Below are 17,902 nucleotides of genomic sequence, written 5' to 3'. Positions count from 1 at the left end.
TAAATTATACCGTTACTTTGTTACAGAAAAATCCAAATTATACCGTTACTTTGTTACAAGATTTCCAAAATTATACCGTTACTTTATTACAAAAAAAATCAAATTATACCGTTACTTTATTACAAAAAAGTTGTATTTTTGCAGGGTAAATAAAGGAATATCTTTTAAATAAATTATTGATATAATGGAAGTTATTCAAAGAAATACGCTAAACAAGCTACGCGCATGGAGATTCAGCGAAACAAGGAAGCCTTTGGTGTTGCGTGGAGCAAGGCAAGTCGGGAAGACAACTTTGGTGAAAGAATTTGCCAAAGAATACGACATTTTCCTGCATCTGAACCTTGAAAAAGAAGACGATTGCACACTTTTCGAGGCCAACAACGATGTGAATCTGCTCATCCAAGCCATTTTCATGCACAAACGGCAACAGCAACGCAACGGCTCGACCTTGCTTTTCATCGACGAGATCCAAAATTCGAGACGTGCCGTGGCCATGCTGCGTTATTTCTACGAAGAGGCCAACCACATCCATGTGATTGCGGCTGGTTCGCTGTTGGAAACCGTCATGGACTTGCGGAAAATCTCGTTCCCAGTCGGGCGTGTCGAGTTCATGGCCTTGCGTCCCTGCTCGTTCACCGAGTTTCAAAACGGCACAGGCGATGATTTCGATGCCGAAAACGTTTGCAACCTCAATGTCATCCCCGCCATTCACGAAAGAGTGATGCGGCAGTTCCGCGAATACACCTTAGTCGGCGGAATGCCAGCGGCCATCGTGCAATACGCCAAGAAAAGGGATGTGCTTTCGGTGAGTAGCATCTACACCTCGCTTTTGCAGACCTACAAGGACGACGTGGAAAAATACAGCAGCAGCACCGCATTAATAAAGGTAATCCGCACCATTTTGGAAGTCGGCTGGACACAAGCCGCCGAAGCCATTGTGTTTGAAGGATTTGCCAACACCAATTACCGCTCGCGTGAAATCAGCGAGGCTTTCCAGACCCTCTCGAAAGCCATGCTGATGGAACTGGTTTACCCGACCGGCGAAGTGCAGTCGCCCGTTTTGCCCAACCAGCGCAGAAAACCGAAACTGCTGTGGTTAGACACTGGTCTGGTGAATTTCGCCGTCGGTTTGCAGCAGGATGTGTTTTCCACGCCCGACATCAACGATGTTTGGCGCGGCAGAATTGCAGAACATATTGTAGGGCAGGAGCTTATCGCATTAAATGACAACATTTTGGCAAAACGCAGTTACTGGCGCAACGACAAGCACGGTTCCGATGCCGAAGTGGATTTCCTTTACCCTTTCCAAGGCCTGCAGATTCCCATCGAGGTCAAATCGGGGCACAATGCACGCTTGCGTTCACTGCATCAATTCATGGATGCCACCAACCACGGTTTGGCCATCAGGTTTTGGTCGAAGCCCTATTCCGTCGACGATGTGACGACACCCAACGGCAAGCATTTCCGATTAGTCAACGTACCGTTCTACTATGCCGGACAGGTTGAGCCGATTTTGGGGAAGGAAGTGTGATTATATTATTGTAGGTGTATTTCAAAAAAAAACGTATTTTTGCCTTTTTATAAGCAAAATTCCTCAAGAAGATGCCAAATCTCAGTCCATATAGTGCTTCCCTTACAGCCTGCGGATTGCAGTTCAACGAGTTTAATCTCATGTTACCCATATTATTGTCCGACGACAGGGACGCTCTAATCAAACACGAAATCGAGAACAACGATACACTTCATATCAATTCGCACAAATCACGCCAACGCGTCATCGCAGAATACAAACGGCGCGTCGATGCCATGCCACGTGATTTCTGGACTTGGTATCTGACACTCGACGAGCAAGCGAAACGCATCGCCCTCCTTTATGTCATCCTCAAAACTTACCGCATCGCATTCGATTTTCACATCAAGGCCGTCTTGCGTAAATGGAATTCCGTGGTACAAACACTCGCCAAACCAGATTTGATGATGGCATTTTCCGAGATTGCCGTCAACGATGCTTTTGTTGATAGTTGGACTGACAACACTAAAGACACCGTTGCAAAATCTTTTCTCACCATCTTGCGACAGGTTGGAATGTTGGATCTCTTCAATGCCCAGCTCAAGCCTCTCAAAGCACAGCCTCAAGCCTACGCCTACTACCTCAACCACGGCGAAGATTGGTTCCTCGAGGCCTGCTTGCTTCAGACATACGAAATTGAACAAATCAAATCTGCTCTGTTATGACACCTATGACTATCGAACAGCTTTACGAGAAACTGAAGGACAAGGATTTCCAGAACACAACTATCAACTTGTTCTACAACTATTATGTCTTTCAGTATGAGCCTCAACAGGAAGCCGAGATATATACCCAGCTGAAACAGTATCAGGAAAACCTTTACCGTCCGTCTGAGCACCTCGACATCCTCATCCTGAATCTCTTCGACTTATTCTGCGACTATCTGAAATCCATTCGCCTTGGTGCCAACGAGCCTCCTTATCTCGAAGATCTGCTTAAACAAGACCTTACAGAGCCTAACATCGTTACCCAAAGCCTAATGCAAGAAGCTGGCAGCGACGAGTATTATCAGTTCATCCACAACCGCATCATGGAACACAAGGCAAAGAATGATGCAAAGCGCCGTCCTTTCGTCTTCCTCACTGGCATCGGCAACATGTTTCCTTATCTTCGTGCCCATGTCTTCTTCGACTGCTACGAAAAGTTCAACGACCCCGACGCCTACAAAATCATCATGTTCTATCCAGGCAATTGCAGCGACAAGCAGTTTGGCCTCTTCAACCGCTTTGCCGAGACCAATCCTTATAGAACCATTAAACTATTGAATTAAAAAAACACCTCAGCATAATGAAACAGTTCGAGTTATACAAATGGCAAATCGACAGATCTCTTAATCCCGCAGTCTCCGCCGACGGCTTCGATGAGAAAACCATCAAAACCGAAATCGAAGAGTATGTCTTCACCGATGAAATCATACAAGGCCTATACAACATTCTGGTGGCCATCAGAAACCGCGACAAGAGTCACGACGGCATTTGGATTGACGGTTATTTCGGTTCGGGTAAGTCTCATTTCCTGAAATACCTCAACTACTGTCTTGACAAGAGGTTTAGCGAAGCCGCCATGAATCGCCTGCTGACCGCCGTCAAGGAGGCTGACCCCATTCAATCTAACCTCGAAATACAGCCTTTCCAAGTCATCGACCTGATGAATTGGCTGAAAAAAGCCGAAGTCGAGGTCATCCTGTTCAACATTGGCACCGTCAACAATATCCGTGTCAACCGCAGCAACACATTCCTCGACGCTTTCTGGAACCGTTTCAACAAGCACTGTGGTTTTAATGGATACAACATATCGCTTGCCTTGCATCTCGAAAAGAATCTGGCTCAGCAAGGCAAGCTACAGCAATTCAAGGACCTGCTGAAAACCGAAGGCTTCGACTGGGACGAGCAATCCTATCGGTTGGCTACAAACCGCCTCGACCTTGTGCTTCGCAAGGCAAAGGAAATCGACCCCGATTTCTCTGTCCAGCGCGACCTCATCCTAAATGATGCCACCAATATCAGCGTTGAATCGTTCGCCGATGACCTTTGCGACTATCTCAAAAACAAAAACGATGATTTCCGCTTGCTCTTCCTCGTCGATGAGGTCAGCCAGTTCGTCGGTGTTCAGGGCGACCTGCTCCTGCAACTTCAGGAAATCGTAACCATGTTCCACAATCGCTGTGGCGACAAGGTGTGGGCTGCCTGCACCGCCCAACAGGCTCTCTCTGATTTGGCCCAGGCCTGCAATTTCAATTCTGGCACCGACCAGTTTGGCAAAATCATGGGCCGATTCGAAGTCAGGGTGTCGCTTGAAGGCACTAAAGCCGACTACATCACACAAAAACGTATTCTCGACAAAAACGGTTCAGGGGAACTGGAGCTGGGGCGACTTTACGACGCCGATAAGGAAGCCATCGAAACCATGCTGCATTTGCCCGCTTCCTACTATAGTTTCACCTCAAAAGACAACTTCATCGACTATTACCCTTTCATTCCCTATCAGTTCAAACTGATGCTGCAGGTCTTCAACTCGTTCGATGCCCTCGACTATGTGAACAAGCAGGTGCGTGGCACCGAGCGTTCCATGATTAATGTCACGCACAGCACCGCCATGCTCACCATGAACGATGAAATAGGCCACTTCATCTCTTTCGACCAGTTCTACAACGCCATGTTCAAGGAAAGCCTGACACCTCGCGCCCGTATTGCCAAGCAAAAGGCCGACGACATGGCCGATGGCTATCTGCACGACAAGGTTTTCGCCAAGCGTGTCGTCGATGTGATGTTCATGATTTGCAACCTTTCCGTTACCGACAGGCTGCTCTTCCCTGCAACCACCGAAAACATCACAACGCTTATGCTGCGCGATGTCAACGAAGCCCGCGCAACTCTTAACGCCGCCATCACCGACGTGCTCTCCTTCCTTTGCGACAAAAACATCATGTACAAGTCGAAAAACCAGGACGGACTCGAACTCTACGATTTCTATACCGAGGACGAAATTGATGTGGCTAACCTGATAAACAACGAAAGAATAGGTTTCGACGAATTGGACCGCCAGCTTTACAACGAGGTATTCAGTTATTTAGGCATCAAGGAAAAGGAATCCTTCTATAACAATTCGTTTAAAATCGGTCTCGACATTGACGGCTACCGTTTCCTCTCCCGAAACGGCGAAGACATGCTGATTACCATTCTCATCGACCCTGCCGTTGTCATTGACGGCGACACTTACCTCAACAACGACAGCAATTCGCTGATGTTCTACCTCACCCCCGCCTATCACGATTCCACTTCCGAATTCCTGAAAGACTTCCGCTGGTATTGCAGGGTGCAGAACTATCTCACCAAGTCGGCCAACGGCGCTTCCGAAGCACGTGCCAAGGCTAACGACAAATTCCGCGACCAGGCCAAACGTCTTTACACCGAAAAGATTCAGAAGCAAATCGCCGACATGCTCGACTCATGCAAGGTCTTCTCCGGACAAAACGCACTCTCTTCAAAAGAATTGGGCAATGCCAAAGGCAAGGAACGCTATCGCCGCGCCTTGGACGCTCATTTTGCCAACTATTATTATCACGCAAAGAAAGCCGCCGGCTCTACTGTCCCCAAGGACATAGCATCGCTACGCGCTGCCGTGATGAAACCTATCGACGCCAACTACTATGCCACAGCACCTTTGGGCGATGCCGAGCAAGTGATCAACACCTTCATCAAGACCCAACCCGACATCTCGCTTGCCGACATCCAGAACCGATACGCCAAGGCTCCTTACGGATGGTCTCCCATCGCCACGAGTTTCATAGTGAACGAATTGGTGCGACGCCACCTCTTCGACTGGTATGTCAAAGGCGACCGTTTCACTAAACTCGACACCATTGCCGCCGCCATCGGCAACCCGAAGGACATGACGTTGCGGCCCGCCGCCGTCATCTCTTCCGAGTTGGTCAACAGCTTCATCGGAACATGGAATGTCATCTATAAGAATTCGACCACCTTCAAGTCGAAGGAAGCTTCCGAGGTCTTCGATGTGGCCAAAACCGCCATCGCTAAACTCATCGCCAACCATGCCAAGACTGCTGCCGCCATCGGAAACACTCCTTTCTCCAAGTTCGTGCAGCAATACATCGATATGCTCAGCAACTGGAACACCGAACGCGACGAAACCAAGTTCTTCAACCTTGTCATCAGCGAAAAAGACCTGGCCAAGGGCCTTTGCGATGTGTGTGCCGAAATCACCGATTTCGCCACCGACCAAAAAACACACTACGACAGCATCTGCAATTTCATCAAGGACAACCAGGACAATTTCGCCTATCTCAACGAAAGCTGCTTGACCGACCTCGAAAACCTCAAGGCCATCGAAACCGACGAGCATCCTTTCGACAGGCTCAACGCATACAAGAAACTCCGCGACAAACTCCATCAGGAACTCAACGCCATCCGACAGCAATATGCCGCCATGGTGAAGGATGCCTTCAACCAGGCTTTCGACCAACTCGAAAGACTGTGCAACGACAACAAGGTGAACACCAACATCTTGCCGCACCGCGAATCGACCATCGCCAACGCTTGCGCTTCGCAAAGCATCGACAAGCTGAAAAACAGCACCGACATCACCGAATTTTTCAACAAGTGGGTCAACATCATCATGGAACGCGCGCAAGGCGGCAAGCGCAAGTCCGTCAAATTCAACCGTTTCTCTAACGGCAGCCCTTGCATCATCAAGACTGCCGACGAACTCGACGCTTATTTGCAGGATCTGAAACAACGCATGTTGTCGGCTCTCGAAAACAACGACCTAATCATCTGACCATGAACACAACGCAACTCAGGACTTTCGCCACCGAAGCACGGAAATCGCTCCTGTCGGGAGTAAAAAGCAAAATGAACGCCCTTGGTTTCAAGGACGACGGAACGGTTGACAAATCCGATTATCCCATTCAGGCCACCGACGGGACGCTCTTCCAAGGCGAATTCTACGATGTGGCTTTTTACGGCAAATGGATGCGCCTGCACGACGAAATAGCACGCCACGGTTTCCGTCAGGTTTGCGAAGAAGGCGCCTACACCTGGTTCAACCGCCTCATGGCCATTCAGATACTCGCCAAAAACGGCCTCATCAGCCCGGTGCTCGAATTCGAATCGTCCGATGTCCGAATCCCGCTCTTAGTGAAACAAGCCCACGAAGGCATCTGTCCCGACATGTCGGGCCTCGACGCCTCGCGCCTCAAGGCCATCATCGCCGACGACAACCGCATCACCGACCAGTTTGCCATCCTCATCGTGGCCTTCTGCCAATCGACGCCTATCCTTTACAAGTGTTTTGGCACACTCAACGACTTCACCGAACTGCTGTTGCCCACCAACATCCTTGCCTCCAACGGTTTCCTCAGCCTGCTGAACGGCTCGTCATTCATTACTGCACACGACTACGAGTCGACCGAACTCATCGGCTGGCTCTACCAGTTCTATATCGCCGAACGCAAGGACGAAGTCTTTGCCTCATTCAAAAGCGGCCACAAGGCCGAAGCCGACGACATACCCGCCGCCACCCAAATCTTCACCCCAAACTGGATTGTGAAATACATGGTGCAAAACACCCTCGGACGCATCTACCTCGACAACAACCCCGACAGCCCCCTGAAAGACGAATGGAAATACCTAATCGACACCCCTCGGGTGCTGAGCGGAGCCGAAGCACCACTTTCCACTTCACCACTTTCCACTTTAGAAAATCTCACTTTCGCCGACCTCTCATGCGGTTCGGGCCACATTCTCAACGAGGCTTTCGACGTTCTCTTCGCCATCTACAAGGAAGAAGGCTACACGCGCCGCCAGGCCATCAAAGCCATCTTTGAACACAACATCACCGGCGTTGACATCGACACGCGCGCCCGCCAGCTGGCCACTTTCGCCCTCATGCTGAAGGCTTGCCAGCAATGGCCTGATGCCATCGGCTGCGAGGTGATGCCCCGCGTGCTTGATATGCCCGCGCCCGACGACCCCGTGTGCGACCGCTACCCCTTACTCAAACAAGCCGACAACCTCGGCAGCATCATGAAACTGGAGCCTCTCCCTGGCGAAACACATCCTTTGGTGCTGGCACTGACCCAAAAATATGCCGCCATCGCCATGAACCCGCCATACATGGGAGCTGCTAACATGAACAAGCAATTAAAGGGATACCTCGATTCAAACTATAAAGAAGGTAAATCTGATTTGATGACTGCTTTTATGATGAAAGCAATGGATTATACCAAACCAAATGGATATTGGGCGATGATTAATCTACCTTCATGGATGTTCCTTGGTTCTTTTGAAGATATAAGAAAACTGATAATTGACAGCCAATACATTTCAAGCCTTATACATTTAGGCAGAGGTATTTTCGGTTCTGATTTTGGTTCTGTTGCATTTACAATACAAAATTGCAAATCAAACGGAAAAGGATATTACCGTAGGCTTTTCAAAGAACATGTCCAAGTAAGGAGCATCGAACAAATACAGCAATTGTTCCTCAATAAATCGTACGGTGTTTTCAATGTCTCCCAATCCAACTTCAAGAGAATCCCTGGCTGTCCTTTGGGGTATTGGGTGAGTGAAAAAATGATTGAGGCTTTTGAAAATAAGAAAATACGAGATTATGCTAATGTTATAACAGGCATGACCATAGGTGATAACAATAAATATCTACGACTTTGGCATGAAGTATCTAATAACAAATTGGCATTAAACTTTAAATCCATGAATGATATCAATATCAAGAAAATGATGTGGATACCATATTCAAAAGGAGGAGTGAGGAGACAATGGTATGGCAATCATGATTATGTGGTTAATTGGTCAAAAAAAGAGCATTTCAATAGAGCAAAAACAACACTGTCTCATCTTTATTTACAAGAAGCTCTAACTTGGCCATTTATTACATCGGGAAGTTTTTCATGTAGATTTTTGCCACAAGGTAGTTTATGGGATGTTGCAGGCTCTCCTTGTTTTTTCAACAACAAAAAAATACAATTCTATACCCTTGGTTTTCTAGCATCCAAAATTGCAAACCGAATTTTACCAATAATAAATCCGACAATCAATGTCCAAGCCATTGACATCAACAATTTACCCCTAATTATTTCACATAATAATGACGAAATTAACAGATTAGTTGAAACAAACATCGCCATATCCTGTTCCGACTGGGATGCCCACGAAACCTCATGGGATTTCAAGGAGAACGAACTGGTGCGCTATGCCAAAGGCTGTACCGACGATGGCGAAGGCCTGCCGCCAAGAAGCCGTGTGAGCCGCAACCCCGAAAACGGCGGCATAAGCCTGGAAGACTGCCTCAACGCCTACAAGTACGACTGGGAGCAACGCTTCGGCCAGCTCCACGCCAACGAAGAGGAACTCAACCGCCAGTTCATCGAGATTTACGGCCTGCAGGACGAACTCACGCCCGATGTGCCCCTCGATGAAATTACCATACTGCAGCAAGGGGAGATTAGCATTGAGGAATAGTTTTTTTACTTTTACAACCATGAATAGAAAATATATAGAAGATGAACACACGGAGTTGAAGCGAACCTTCAACGACACTGTTGTAAAGGAAATAGTCGCTTTCCTTAACACCGATGGCGGCACAGTCTATATCGGCGTTGAGGATGATGGGGTGGTGTGCGGTGTGCCAAAACTGGATGAAACCTTGAAAAAGGTGGCCGACATTGTGGAGGATCAAATACTGCCCGATTGCCGCGAATTGGTGGAACTGGGCACACGCTACGAAGATGGAAAACACGTTGTGGAAGTGAAGGTGACACGTGGTGTCAATCTCTTCTACATCAAGAAATACGGTCGCAGTGCGCAAGGCTGTTTCCTCAGGGTAGGCACTACCTGCCGCTCCATGACCGAACAGCAGATAGAAAACACCCACAGCAAATACCTTTCCTCGAAAATGAGCATCACCGAGATAGCCAGCAAGATGAAGACATTCACCTTCCAATACCTGCGCATGATGCTCGTCGAAAAAGGACTGAACATCAACGAAGCCACTTTTGAAGAAAATTTCCATCTGCTCACCTCATCTGGCGTATACAACAAATTGGCGGAACTGTTGGCCGACAAGAACGAGGTGTCCATTAAGGTGGTTCGGTTCAGCGGCAGGAGCAAAGCCGACAATATCGTCATGCGCAACGAATATGGCGACAAGTGCCTGCTGATTGCCATGAAGCAAGCCTACGATTATTGCGCCGATGTGGTGAACTCCACCCAAACGCGCATGGTAAGAGACGAAAGAAAAGAACAGCGGCTGTTCGACAACGAGGCCTTCCGCGAAGCATGGTACAACGCTTGTCTGCACAACAATTGGGTCGATGGAACGCCTCCGGCCATTTCGGTTTTCGACGACCGCTTGGAGATTATTTCAACGGGAGGCCTTCCAACCAACCTTTCGAAAGAGGACTTTTTCAAAGGAGTTTCAAAACCCGTCAACGAAGAACTGGCAAGACTCTTCATTCGTCTCGACTTGATGGAACAGACAGGACATGGCGTGCCTTTGGTGGTAAGACGATACGGCAAAAAAGTATTCGAGTTCATGGATAATTTCATCAAAGTGACTATTCCTTTTGCATTTGAACTTACGGATGAACCTATAAATGGACCTGTAAATCCCATAAATGGACCTGTAAATCCTGAAAATGGACCTATAAATGGACCTGTAAATGATGATGTCCAAGTCGGAAACGATAGTTTCCCATTATACGATATTTTTAAATTAATAGAAGCACATCCCGGCATCAACAGAATCGGCTTGATGGAGTTAGCCAAAACGAGCAGAACGACTGTGAGCAGATATATAAAAATGTTGATGGACATGAAGAAAATAGAATTCCGAGGCTCAAACAAGACAGGGGGCTATTATCCTTTACATGATGAGAAAAAAGAGGGAAAGGACAATAAGTAACTTGCAGTCAAAATTTAGTTAGTTTTTAGTTAGTTTTTAGTCGGATTTTAGTTAGATTTTAGTCAAATGGATACAAACAAACAACATATAGTATGGCACGATGATAACATAATGAAACAGCTCATCAGCTACGCCATAGGCTGCATGATGGGCCGCTACCGCCTCGACCGTCCAGGCCTCCACATCGCCCATCCCAACCCGTCGCCCGAAGAACTGGAACCTTACGAAATCGACATGCTCCCTGAGCCTGTCGAAGGGAGCTGCAATAGCACCAACAACCCATCACCCGTCACCCATCACCCATCCCTCTCCTCCTTCACCATCGACGACGACGGCATCATCCCGCTCATGCCACTCGACAGCGGCTTCCCCGACTGCGCAGCCGCACGCATGTCGGAATTCGTCAAACTCGTCTTTGGCGAAGAACAACACGCCGCCAACATGAACTTCCTGCAAGAAGCCTTGGGCAAAGACCTTGAGACCTATTTCGCCAAGGATTTCTACACCGACCACAAGAAACGATACCAGAACCGTCCCATCTACTGGCTCTTTGCCTCGAAGAAGGGAGCGTTTCAGTGTCTGGTTTACATGCACCGCATGACGCCGTTCACCGTCGAGCGAATCCGAAGCAAATACCTGCTGCCCTACATCGAGCGTCTCGCCGGCCGCATCAACGACATGAATGCCAGCATACTCCAACTCACTTCTGCCCAAGCCCGCACCCTCCAGAAACTGGAGCGCGACCTTCAGGAGTGCCGCGAGTACCACGACCTGCTGCACCCCGTGGCCAACCAGAACATCGCCATCGACTTAGACGACGGCGTTGTGGTCAACTACGCCAAGTTCGGCCCCGTGCTTGCTAAATTGAAATGAGACAGCTATGTTTGCCGATTGAAATAAAAAACAATGACAGAAAAGGAATTATATGAAATAATGGCTTCCGACGAGGACTACCGCATTGAACGGACAGTATCGACCGGAAACATGGACAAGTTTCAGGAGGCCATCTGCGCCTTCGCCAACGACTTGCCGGGCCATCGCGAGAAAGGATATTTGCTGATAGGTGTTACCGATGATGGGCACCTCAGCGGCTTAAAGGTCGATGACGCATTGATGAAGAAAATCAGCAGCATTAGGTCAGAAGGCAACATACTTCCCCTTCCCGTGATGAACACTGAAAAGGTGAGCACGGCAGAAGGTGATGTGTTGGTAGTAGAGGTAACGCCGTCATTCGATACGCCAGTCCGTTACCGAGGACGGACTTTCGTCAGGATAGGCCCTCGAAGAGACATTGCCAGCCTCGAAGAGGAACGGATTCTGTCCGAGCGTTGTGCGGCCAGCTTGCCGACCTTCGACACCAGGCCTTGCCGAGAAGCTACCATTGATGACATCGACACCGAAACCATCATCAAGGAATACATGCCACGCGCCATCGATGCCGAAACGCTCTCCAACGACACACGCCCGCTTAAAGATCAACTTGCCTCCTTGCAGCTGTTCAATCTTCAATGGGATTGTCCTACTTTTGCGGCCATCATCATGTTTGGTCATAACCCGCAGTATTTCATGCCTGGCGCATATATACAATTTGTGCATTTCAAAGGCAATGACAACGGTGGTGAAATACTCAACGAGCGCCGTTTTGAAGGTTGCCTCTACAAGACACTTCCCATGCTTGAAAATTTCATCACTGATGGTATTGTAACCAAGCATCCCATTCCCATTAGTGTTTTAAGGGAAAAAGACGTTTTCAACTATCCGTTCAAGGCATTGCGTGAACTGATAATGAATGCCGTCATGCATCGCGATTACCAATCAAACATGCCCACTCGACTTTATCAGTATGACACCCATATTGAGATTATGAACCCCGGCGGCCTTTATGGACAAGCTCGTCCGGAGAATTTCCCTTATGTGAACGATTACCGCAATAGCGTAGTAGCAGGCATGATGCGTACACTCAACTATGTCAACATGTTTAATCACGGCATTTCCGAAGTGCAGCATTTGCTAAAGGCTAACGACAATCCTGCAGCCGAGTTCAACATCAATCTTGTCACGGCTTTCAGTGTCATTGTCAGAGAATCAGCCGAATCTAACTTTACCTCGTTTGATAAAGTTGACAATGAAGCAAAATCACGTGAATATCATCTATTTATAGACAAACTTCACCAAAGCTTTACCAATTTTGATAAAGTAGATGATAAAGTAATCATGACCATTCTCATGCTCAGCGAGCAGCATGTGTCAGTAAAGGAAATGATGGAAGCCTGCAACATGTCTTCGCGCATGACTTTCGACAGAACCATACTGCGGCCTTTCATCGAATCAAGACTCATTGCACCGCTTTATCCTGACACGCCTCGCCATCCAAAACAAAAATACACATTGACCGAAGCCGGCTGGGCTTGGTTGAAAAAACTGAAACAAATATAAAACCCGAATGCAAGACAAGATATACAGATACTTCGACCTGAACCCCGCCCTACACGTCCTGTTCGTCTTCAGCCTCGAGACCAAGGCCGACGAACTCGACAGTTACGAATGGAAGCCCGGCTACCGCTACGAGAAATTCAACGGGGCTTGGTTCAACACAAAGTACAAAATCCTCAACGACTGGAAAGACGACCGCGTCATCCTCGCTTTCGAAGGGCTGCGTCCTTCCACACAGGCCCAAATGATGCAGTTCCCTCTGATGGACATCCTCGCCACCAACACCGACTACCGCGACGACGACTACGAAGCCTTCATGCAGCAGTACAACATAAGCGGGCAATACACCTCTTTCGTTCAAAAGCATGTAGGGGAAATGCAGCTCAAGAAGTTCCAGTCGGTCTTCAAGGACTGCTACGGCAACTGCTTCAACGACGATTTGGGATATCGCGGCTTGCTGTCGGGCTATCTCGGCTCCGACAAAATGCTCGACTGGGACACCATCATCATCCGCCTACTGATACTTGACGTGCAATCCGATGATGCCAAGCGCGACGCCTTTTACCGCCGTCTGGTAACATTTCCTGATGTTGCCAGATACTTGCAGCAGAAACTCATCTCCATATTCAATGTAGGTTATCTCGAAAACCAGCCCAACCGCCGCTTTGCTCCGGTGGCCGAGTCGATGAAATACAACGCCATCCTTCAGAAAATTGTTGCCGACGAGAAACACGACACCTATTGCTCTTATAAAATAGACAACGCCTTCCAGCTCCATCAAATCAACCGCATCATGGCTCTCGCCTTCAGCGACAAGACCATAGCCAGGAATTTTGAAACGGCATTGCTCTCCCTTTCGGGCAAAATCAAGGAACAAAGCATCATCGGCTGTTATGGCACCGAAGCCGACTACCACTACATGCCCGAAACAATGTGCTGGCCTATACTGCAGCAACTGGCAGCCAACCATCTTTACTCTGACAACGACTGGCTTGTTGAACGTCTGCAACAGCTCAGCCATAAGCAAGACGGTAATTCACAGACCCTTCCTGCCATTGCATTCCTATCATCCGTGGCCAGTTTTTATAAGAAAAAAACAGAATACCCTTCGCTCAAATTCAACCATCCCGAAGACTACATCAAGCGTTATGCCGACGACCTTTACAAGTCGGACACCTACTACCGGAAGGCATTGAACAGTTTCGACAGTCTCTCCAAGACAGTTCCAGTTTTCGATGACATGATGGCCATCAAGCGTCGTCTCGACGCCGATTATGCCCAATTCACCAACAATTTGAATCTGGAATGGACAAAATGCCTTACTGAAAAAGGCGGTGGACTGACAGGCCTTGAAGGAATACACTTGCAGCAGAACTTCTACGCCGATTTCTGCACTCCGCATACAGAGAAAATGGCACTCATCATCTGCGATGCCCTCCGTTATGAGATTGCCGTCGAAATCATGGGCGAAATAGCAAAGCGCCGCCGCCATGTGGCTGAGTTGGGCTATGCCATAGCCATGATGCCTTCCGAAACCGAATACTGCAAGCCTGCCTTACTTCCCCATAAGTCGCTGAAACTCCTGCAAGACTTTTCCATGCTCACTGATGGCAAATACATCAACACCACCGACGAACGAACCGAACATGTGCGCAGATACAACGAGAACGCCATTTGCTATAGTTTCGCCAATTTCGACAAGAAGGACAGCGACGAAAAACGCGAAATGTACAAAAACCAGCTCGTCATCGTTTTCTACGGCAACATCGACGATAGCGGACATAAAGCCAGCACCCGCACCGAAGTGCTCAATACCATCAACAATTCCGTGACCTGTCTCGCCGATGAAATCTATTCCATTCTGTCTTCCTACAACATCACCGATGTCTATCTCACCGCCGACCACGGTTTCATCTACAACGACATTGATTTTGCCGACAAAGACAAAATCGAAATCCTCGACAATGCCTTCCATATCAAGAACCGCTTCTACTTCACCTACAGCGACGAAGAAAGGGAACACATTACCAAGTTCAAACTGTCAGAAGCATCCGGCATGAGTCATGACGACGATTTGCCCGTCTATGTGGCCGTGCCCAAAGGCACAAACCGTTTCTACGCTCAAGGTGGGGGCTATCGCTTCACTCACGGCGGGGCTTCGTTGCAGGAGCTTGTCATCCCTGTGCTTCATTGCTCGCAACAACGTTCCGATGAGCGTCAGGAAGTTTCGGTTGCCTTAATGAACCGCAAACTCTCCATGGCATCGGGCCGAATCAAGATAACTCTCGTCCAATTAGAGCCGGTTTCCATGACCCATAAAAAAGTGGATCTTCTTTGCGCCCTCTATTGCAACAACGAACTGGTATCATCCGAGCATCCCATTTCTCTCAACGCGACAGGAGAACTTCCTGAACGTATGTTTGAAGTCGACCTCGTCCTCTCCAAGCAAACCCAATCCAACATCTTGGAGCTTCGCATCTATAAACCAGAAGACCCCATGAATCCAATTATCCGCGAAACTGTCACCAACAACACCCTAATAGAAAGAGACTTTTAAAACAAATAAAACTTGGTCGCTCGTAAATCCATAAAATTAAGAGCAATTTACGAGCAATTTACGAGCAAGAAAAATTATAAACAACTAATTAACAATAATTTAACATCTTGTAAATCTATAAAATTTACGAGCAAATTACAAGCAATCAAAAACGCAAACGAGCCATGACACTACAAAATAAAATACTCGACACTTTCATCGGCAAGGTCGTCCGCAAGGACTTGGCCTTCCAAGTAAAAGGCAACCTTCCCGTACCGACATACGTTCTCGAATACCTCCTGGGCCAGTATTGCGCCACCGATGACCCCGATGCCATCGAAGAAGGTCTGGAGAAGACCCGCAACATCATTCGCACCAACTATGTACACCGTGCCGAAGCCGAAGAAGTGAAAGGTAAAATCCGCGAAGCTGGCCGCTACCGTATCATCGACAAGATTTCCGTCCTGCTCAACGACAGGGCCGACCAATACGAAGCCTCATTTGCCAACCTCACCCTCACCAACATTCCCATCGGCACCGAATATGTCCGCAAGAACCCAAAGCTCCTTTCTGGCAACGGCGTATGGTGCATCGTCGATGTGGGATACATTCCCGGTGATGATGTCAAGATCCGCTGGGAAATCCAGAATCTCAAGCCCATCCAGATCTCCAACATCGATTTGGATGAATACATCGACAAGCGTCATGAGTTCACAACCGACGAATGGATTGATTTTCTCATCCATACCGTAGGCCTCAACCCCGACAACCTCAACCGCCGCGAGAAGTTCATCATCATTTCACGCCTCTTGCCCCATGTCGAGAACAACTACAACTTTATGGAATTAGGTCCAAAAGGCACAGGCAAATCCCATGTCTTTCAGGAACTTTCGCCCTATGGTGTTCTCGTCAGTGGCGGCGACGTCACTTCGGCACGCCTGTTCGTCAAGATGTCGGGCAACAAGGAAATACTTGGTCTCGTCGGCTATTGGGATGTGGTAGCATGGGACGAATTCGAGCAGCAGAAAGGCAAACAGATTGATTCCGTCATGATCGACACCATGCAGAACTATCTCGCCAACAAGTCGTTCAACCGCGGCAAAGCAACGCATGAAGCCACGGCCTCCATGAGTTTCGTAGGCAACACCAAACACACCGTGCCCTACATGCTCAAAAACTCACATCTCTTCGAGTCCATCCCAGTTGCCTTCCAAAAAGGTGCTTTCTTAGACCGCATACACCTCTATAATCCGGGCTGGGAAATCAAGATGCTGAAAAAAGACTCCTTCAGCAAAAGCTACGGCCTCATCACCGACTATGTCGCTGCTGTACTTCACGAACTCCGCAAGTTCGACTATTCCGCCGACCTGAAAAAATACGCCATCTTCAGCACCACACTCTCCGAACGCGACCACAATGCCATCCGCAAAACCTTCTCAGGCTTGGTCAAGCTTCTCTACCCCGATGGCAAATACACGCAGGAAGAGGCATTGGAAATCATCGATTTCGCCGCCGAAAGCCGCAAACGCGTCAAAGACCAGCTATACATTATCGACGAGACCTTCAAGGCCGAACCAGCCGTCTTTGAATACACAAAAGCATCCGATGGGACCAAAGTCCAAATCGAAGCCCTCGAATGTGTCGGCTTGAACTCACCTTCATCCCAACCACTATACAGCAAATCACCCGTCACCAACAACCAACAACCCATCACCCATCACCCATCACCTGTCACCAACACTCCATCGCTTGCCGCCAAATCAATAGAAATCCGTCTTAATCAGACAGGGATTTCCTACAAAACCCTCTTCGCCGACTATCTCCAAACCGCCCACGCCATCGAAATCACCGACCCTTTCATCCGTTTGCCCTATCAGGTTTACAATCTGATTGATTTCATTCAGATGCTCAAAGAAACCAACGACACCCCGGAAGAGCTGAAAGTCATTCTGCACACCAACGCCGAAAACGATGAAGCCATCCCCGAGATGATCGACATCTTCGATGGTCTTCAAGACGACCTGCGTTCGTTCAGCATCGAATTTGCCTACGACTTTACAGCCGACCACGACCGGAAGATTGTAGCCGACAATGGTTGGTGCATCTACCTTGGCCGCGGTCTCGACATCTTCGAGCCATACGCCCGTTTCACCATGGGCTGCGCCGCCCAGGAAAACCGCCGCTGCCGCGCATTCACAGTAACCTACGCAAATCAATAAGCTAGGAAACGGCTATTTCACTAGTATGTCTTATTGGGTGTGGACATATCATAGACTCAATCATGGTAGTGTTTCAAACAGTGTGTCCGAAGTCTGTTGACTTCAGGGATGCGATGCAAAATTAGACAATAGTTTTCATATTTGTATCAGTTGGTGAAAAAATCGTAGTTTTGCCATGCGGCCGGACGAGGGAACGGGCTCTGC

10 protein-coding genes are annotated in these 17,902 nt (G+C 48.3%); all 10 read left to right on the top strand.

Annotated elements, in window-relative coordinates; translation table 11 throughout:
* The first annotated feature begins 184 nt into the window (after nt 1-184).
* Nucleotides 185-1,531, top strand: coding sequence for an ATP-binding protein (locus AC06MN_RS00540; RefSeq protein WP_475670404.1), 1,347 nt, complete (start codon nt 185-187; stop codon nt 1,529-1,531).
* A gap of 71 nt (nt 1,532-1,602) precedes the next feature.
* Nucleotides 1,603-2,235 (top strand): BrxA family protein, encoded by a 633-nt coding sequence (locus AC06MN_RS00535; RefSeq protein ID WP_475670403.1) that lies wholly within the window; start codon nt 1,603-1,605, stop codon nt 2,233-2,235.
* Nucleotides 2,232-2,840 carry a BREX protein BrxB domain-containing protein gene (locus AC06MN_RS00530; RefSeq protein WP_475670402.1) on the top strand — a complete coding sequence of 203 codons (609 nt, stop codon included), beginning with the start codon at nt 2,232-2,234 and terminating at the stop codon, nt 2,838-2,840. The genes AC06MN_RS00535 and AC06MN_RS00530 overlap by 4 nt, the downstream gene beginning before the upstream one ends.
* Nucleotides 2,841-2,857: 17 nt before the next feature.
* Nucleotides 2,858-6,367 carry a BREX system P-loop protein BrxC gene (gene brxC / locus AC06MN_RS00525; RefSeq protein ID WP_475670401.1) on the top strand — a complete coding sequence of 1,170 codons (3,510 nt, stop codon included), beginning with the start codon at nt 2,858-2,860 and terminating at the stop codon, nt 6,365-6,367.
* 2 nt (nt 6,368-6,369) lie between these two features.
* Nucleotides 6,370-9,069: an Eco57I restriction-modification methylase domain-containing protein gene (locus AC06MN_RS00520; RefSeq protein ID WP_475670400.1), complete on the top strand. Its 2,700-nt coding sequence runs from the start codon at nt 6,370-6,372 to the stop codon at nt 9,067-9,069.
* 19 nt (nt 9,070-9,088) lie between these two features.
* Nucleotides 9,089-10,510: an RNA-binding domain-containing protein gene (locus AC06MN_RS00515; RefSeq protein ID WP_475670399.1), complete on the top strand. Its 1,422-nt coding sequence runs from the start codon at nt 9,089-9,091 to the stop codon at nt 10,508-10,510.
* 66 nt (nt 10,511-10,576) lie between these two features.
* Nucleotides 10,577-11,383, top strand: coding sequence for a hypothetical protein (locus AC06MN_RS00510; RefSeq protein ID WP_475670398.1), 807 nt, complete (start codon nt 10,577-10,579; stop codon nt 11,381-11,383).
* Between the two features lie 33 nt (nt 11,384-11,416).
* A complete protein-coding gene (locus AC06MN_RS00505) occupies nt 11,417-12,946 on the top strand; it encodes an RNA-binding domain-containing protein (protein ID WP_475670397.1) in 1,530 nt (509 codons plus the stop codon).
* Nucleotides 12,947-12,953: 7 nt separating this feature from the next.
* A complete protein-coding gene (locus AC06MN_RS00500) occupies nt 12,954-15,500 on the top strand; it encodes a PglZ domain-containing protein (protein WP_475670396.1) in 2,547 nt (848 codons plus the stop codon).
* Between the two features lie 164 nt (nt 15,501-15,664).
* Complete coding sequence (gene brxL / locus AC06MN_RS00495) at nt 15,665-17,698, top strand: BREX system Lon protease-like protein BrxL (protein WP_475670395.1); 2,034 nt, start codon at nt 15,665-15,667, stop codon at nt 17,696-17,698.
* The last annotated feature ends 204 nt before the right edge of the window (nt 17,699-17,902 follow it).

The sequence above is a fragment of the Candidatus Limimorpha sp. genome, from assembly GCF_056203535.1.
Note: the sequence above shows the minus strand (reverse complement) of the source record. Positions and strands in the feature narration are given on the sequence as shown.

Bases quoted from the DNA above. Each gene is read 5' to 3' on its own strand.
- AC06MN_RS00540 (WP_475670404.1), top strand. From the start codon at position 185: ATGGAAGTTATTCAAAGAAATACGCTAAACAAGCTACGCGCATGGAGA.
- AC06MN_RS00535 (WP_475670403.1), top strand. From the start codon at position 1,603: ATGCCAAATCTCAGTCCATATAGTGCTTCCCTTACAGCCTGCGGATTG.
- AC06MN_RS00530 (WP_475670402.1), top strand. From the start codon at position 2,232: ATGACACCTATGACTATCGAACAGCTTTACGAGAAACTGAAGGACAAG.
- brxC (WP_475670401.1), top strand. From the start codon at position 2,858: ATGAAACAGTTCGAGTTATACAAATGGCAAATCGACAGATCTCTTAAT.
- AC06MN_RS00520 (WP_475670400.1), top strand. From the start codon at position 6,370: ATGAACACAACGCAACTCAGGACTTTCGCCACCGAAGCACGGAAATCG.
- AC06MN_RS00515 (WP_475670399.1), top strand. From the start codon at position 9,089: ATGAATAGAAAATATATAGAAGATGAACACACGGAGTTGAAGCGAACC.
- AC06MN_RS00510 (WP_475670398.1), top strand. From the start codon at position 10,577: ATGGATACAAACAAACAACATATAGTATGGCACGATGATAACATAATG.
- AC06MN_RS00505 (WP_475670397.1), top strand. From the start codon at position 11,417: ATGACAGAAAAGGAATTATATGAAATAATGGCTTCCGACGAGGACTAC.
- AC06MN_RS00500 (WP_475670396.1), top strand. From the start codon at position 12,954: ATGCAAGACAAGATATACAGATACTTCGACCTGAACCCCGCCCTACAC.
- brxL (WP_475670395.1), top strand. From the start codon at position 15,665: ATGACACTACAAAATAAAATACTCGACACTTTCATCGGCAAGGTCGTC.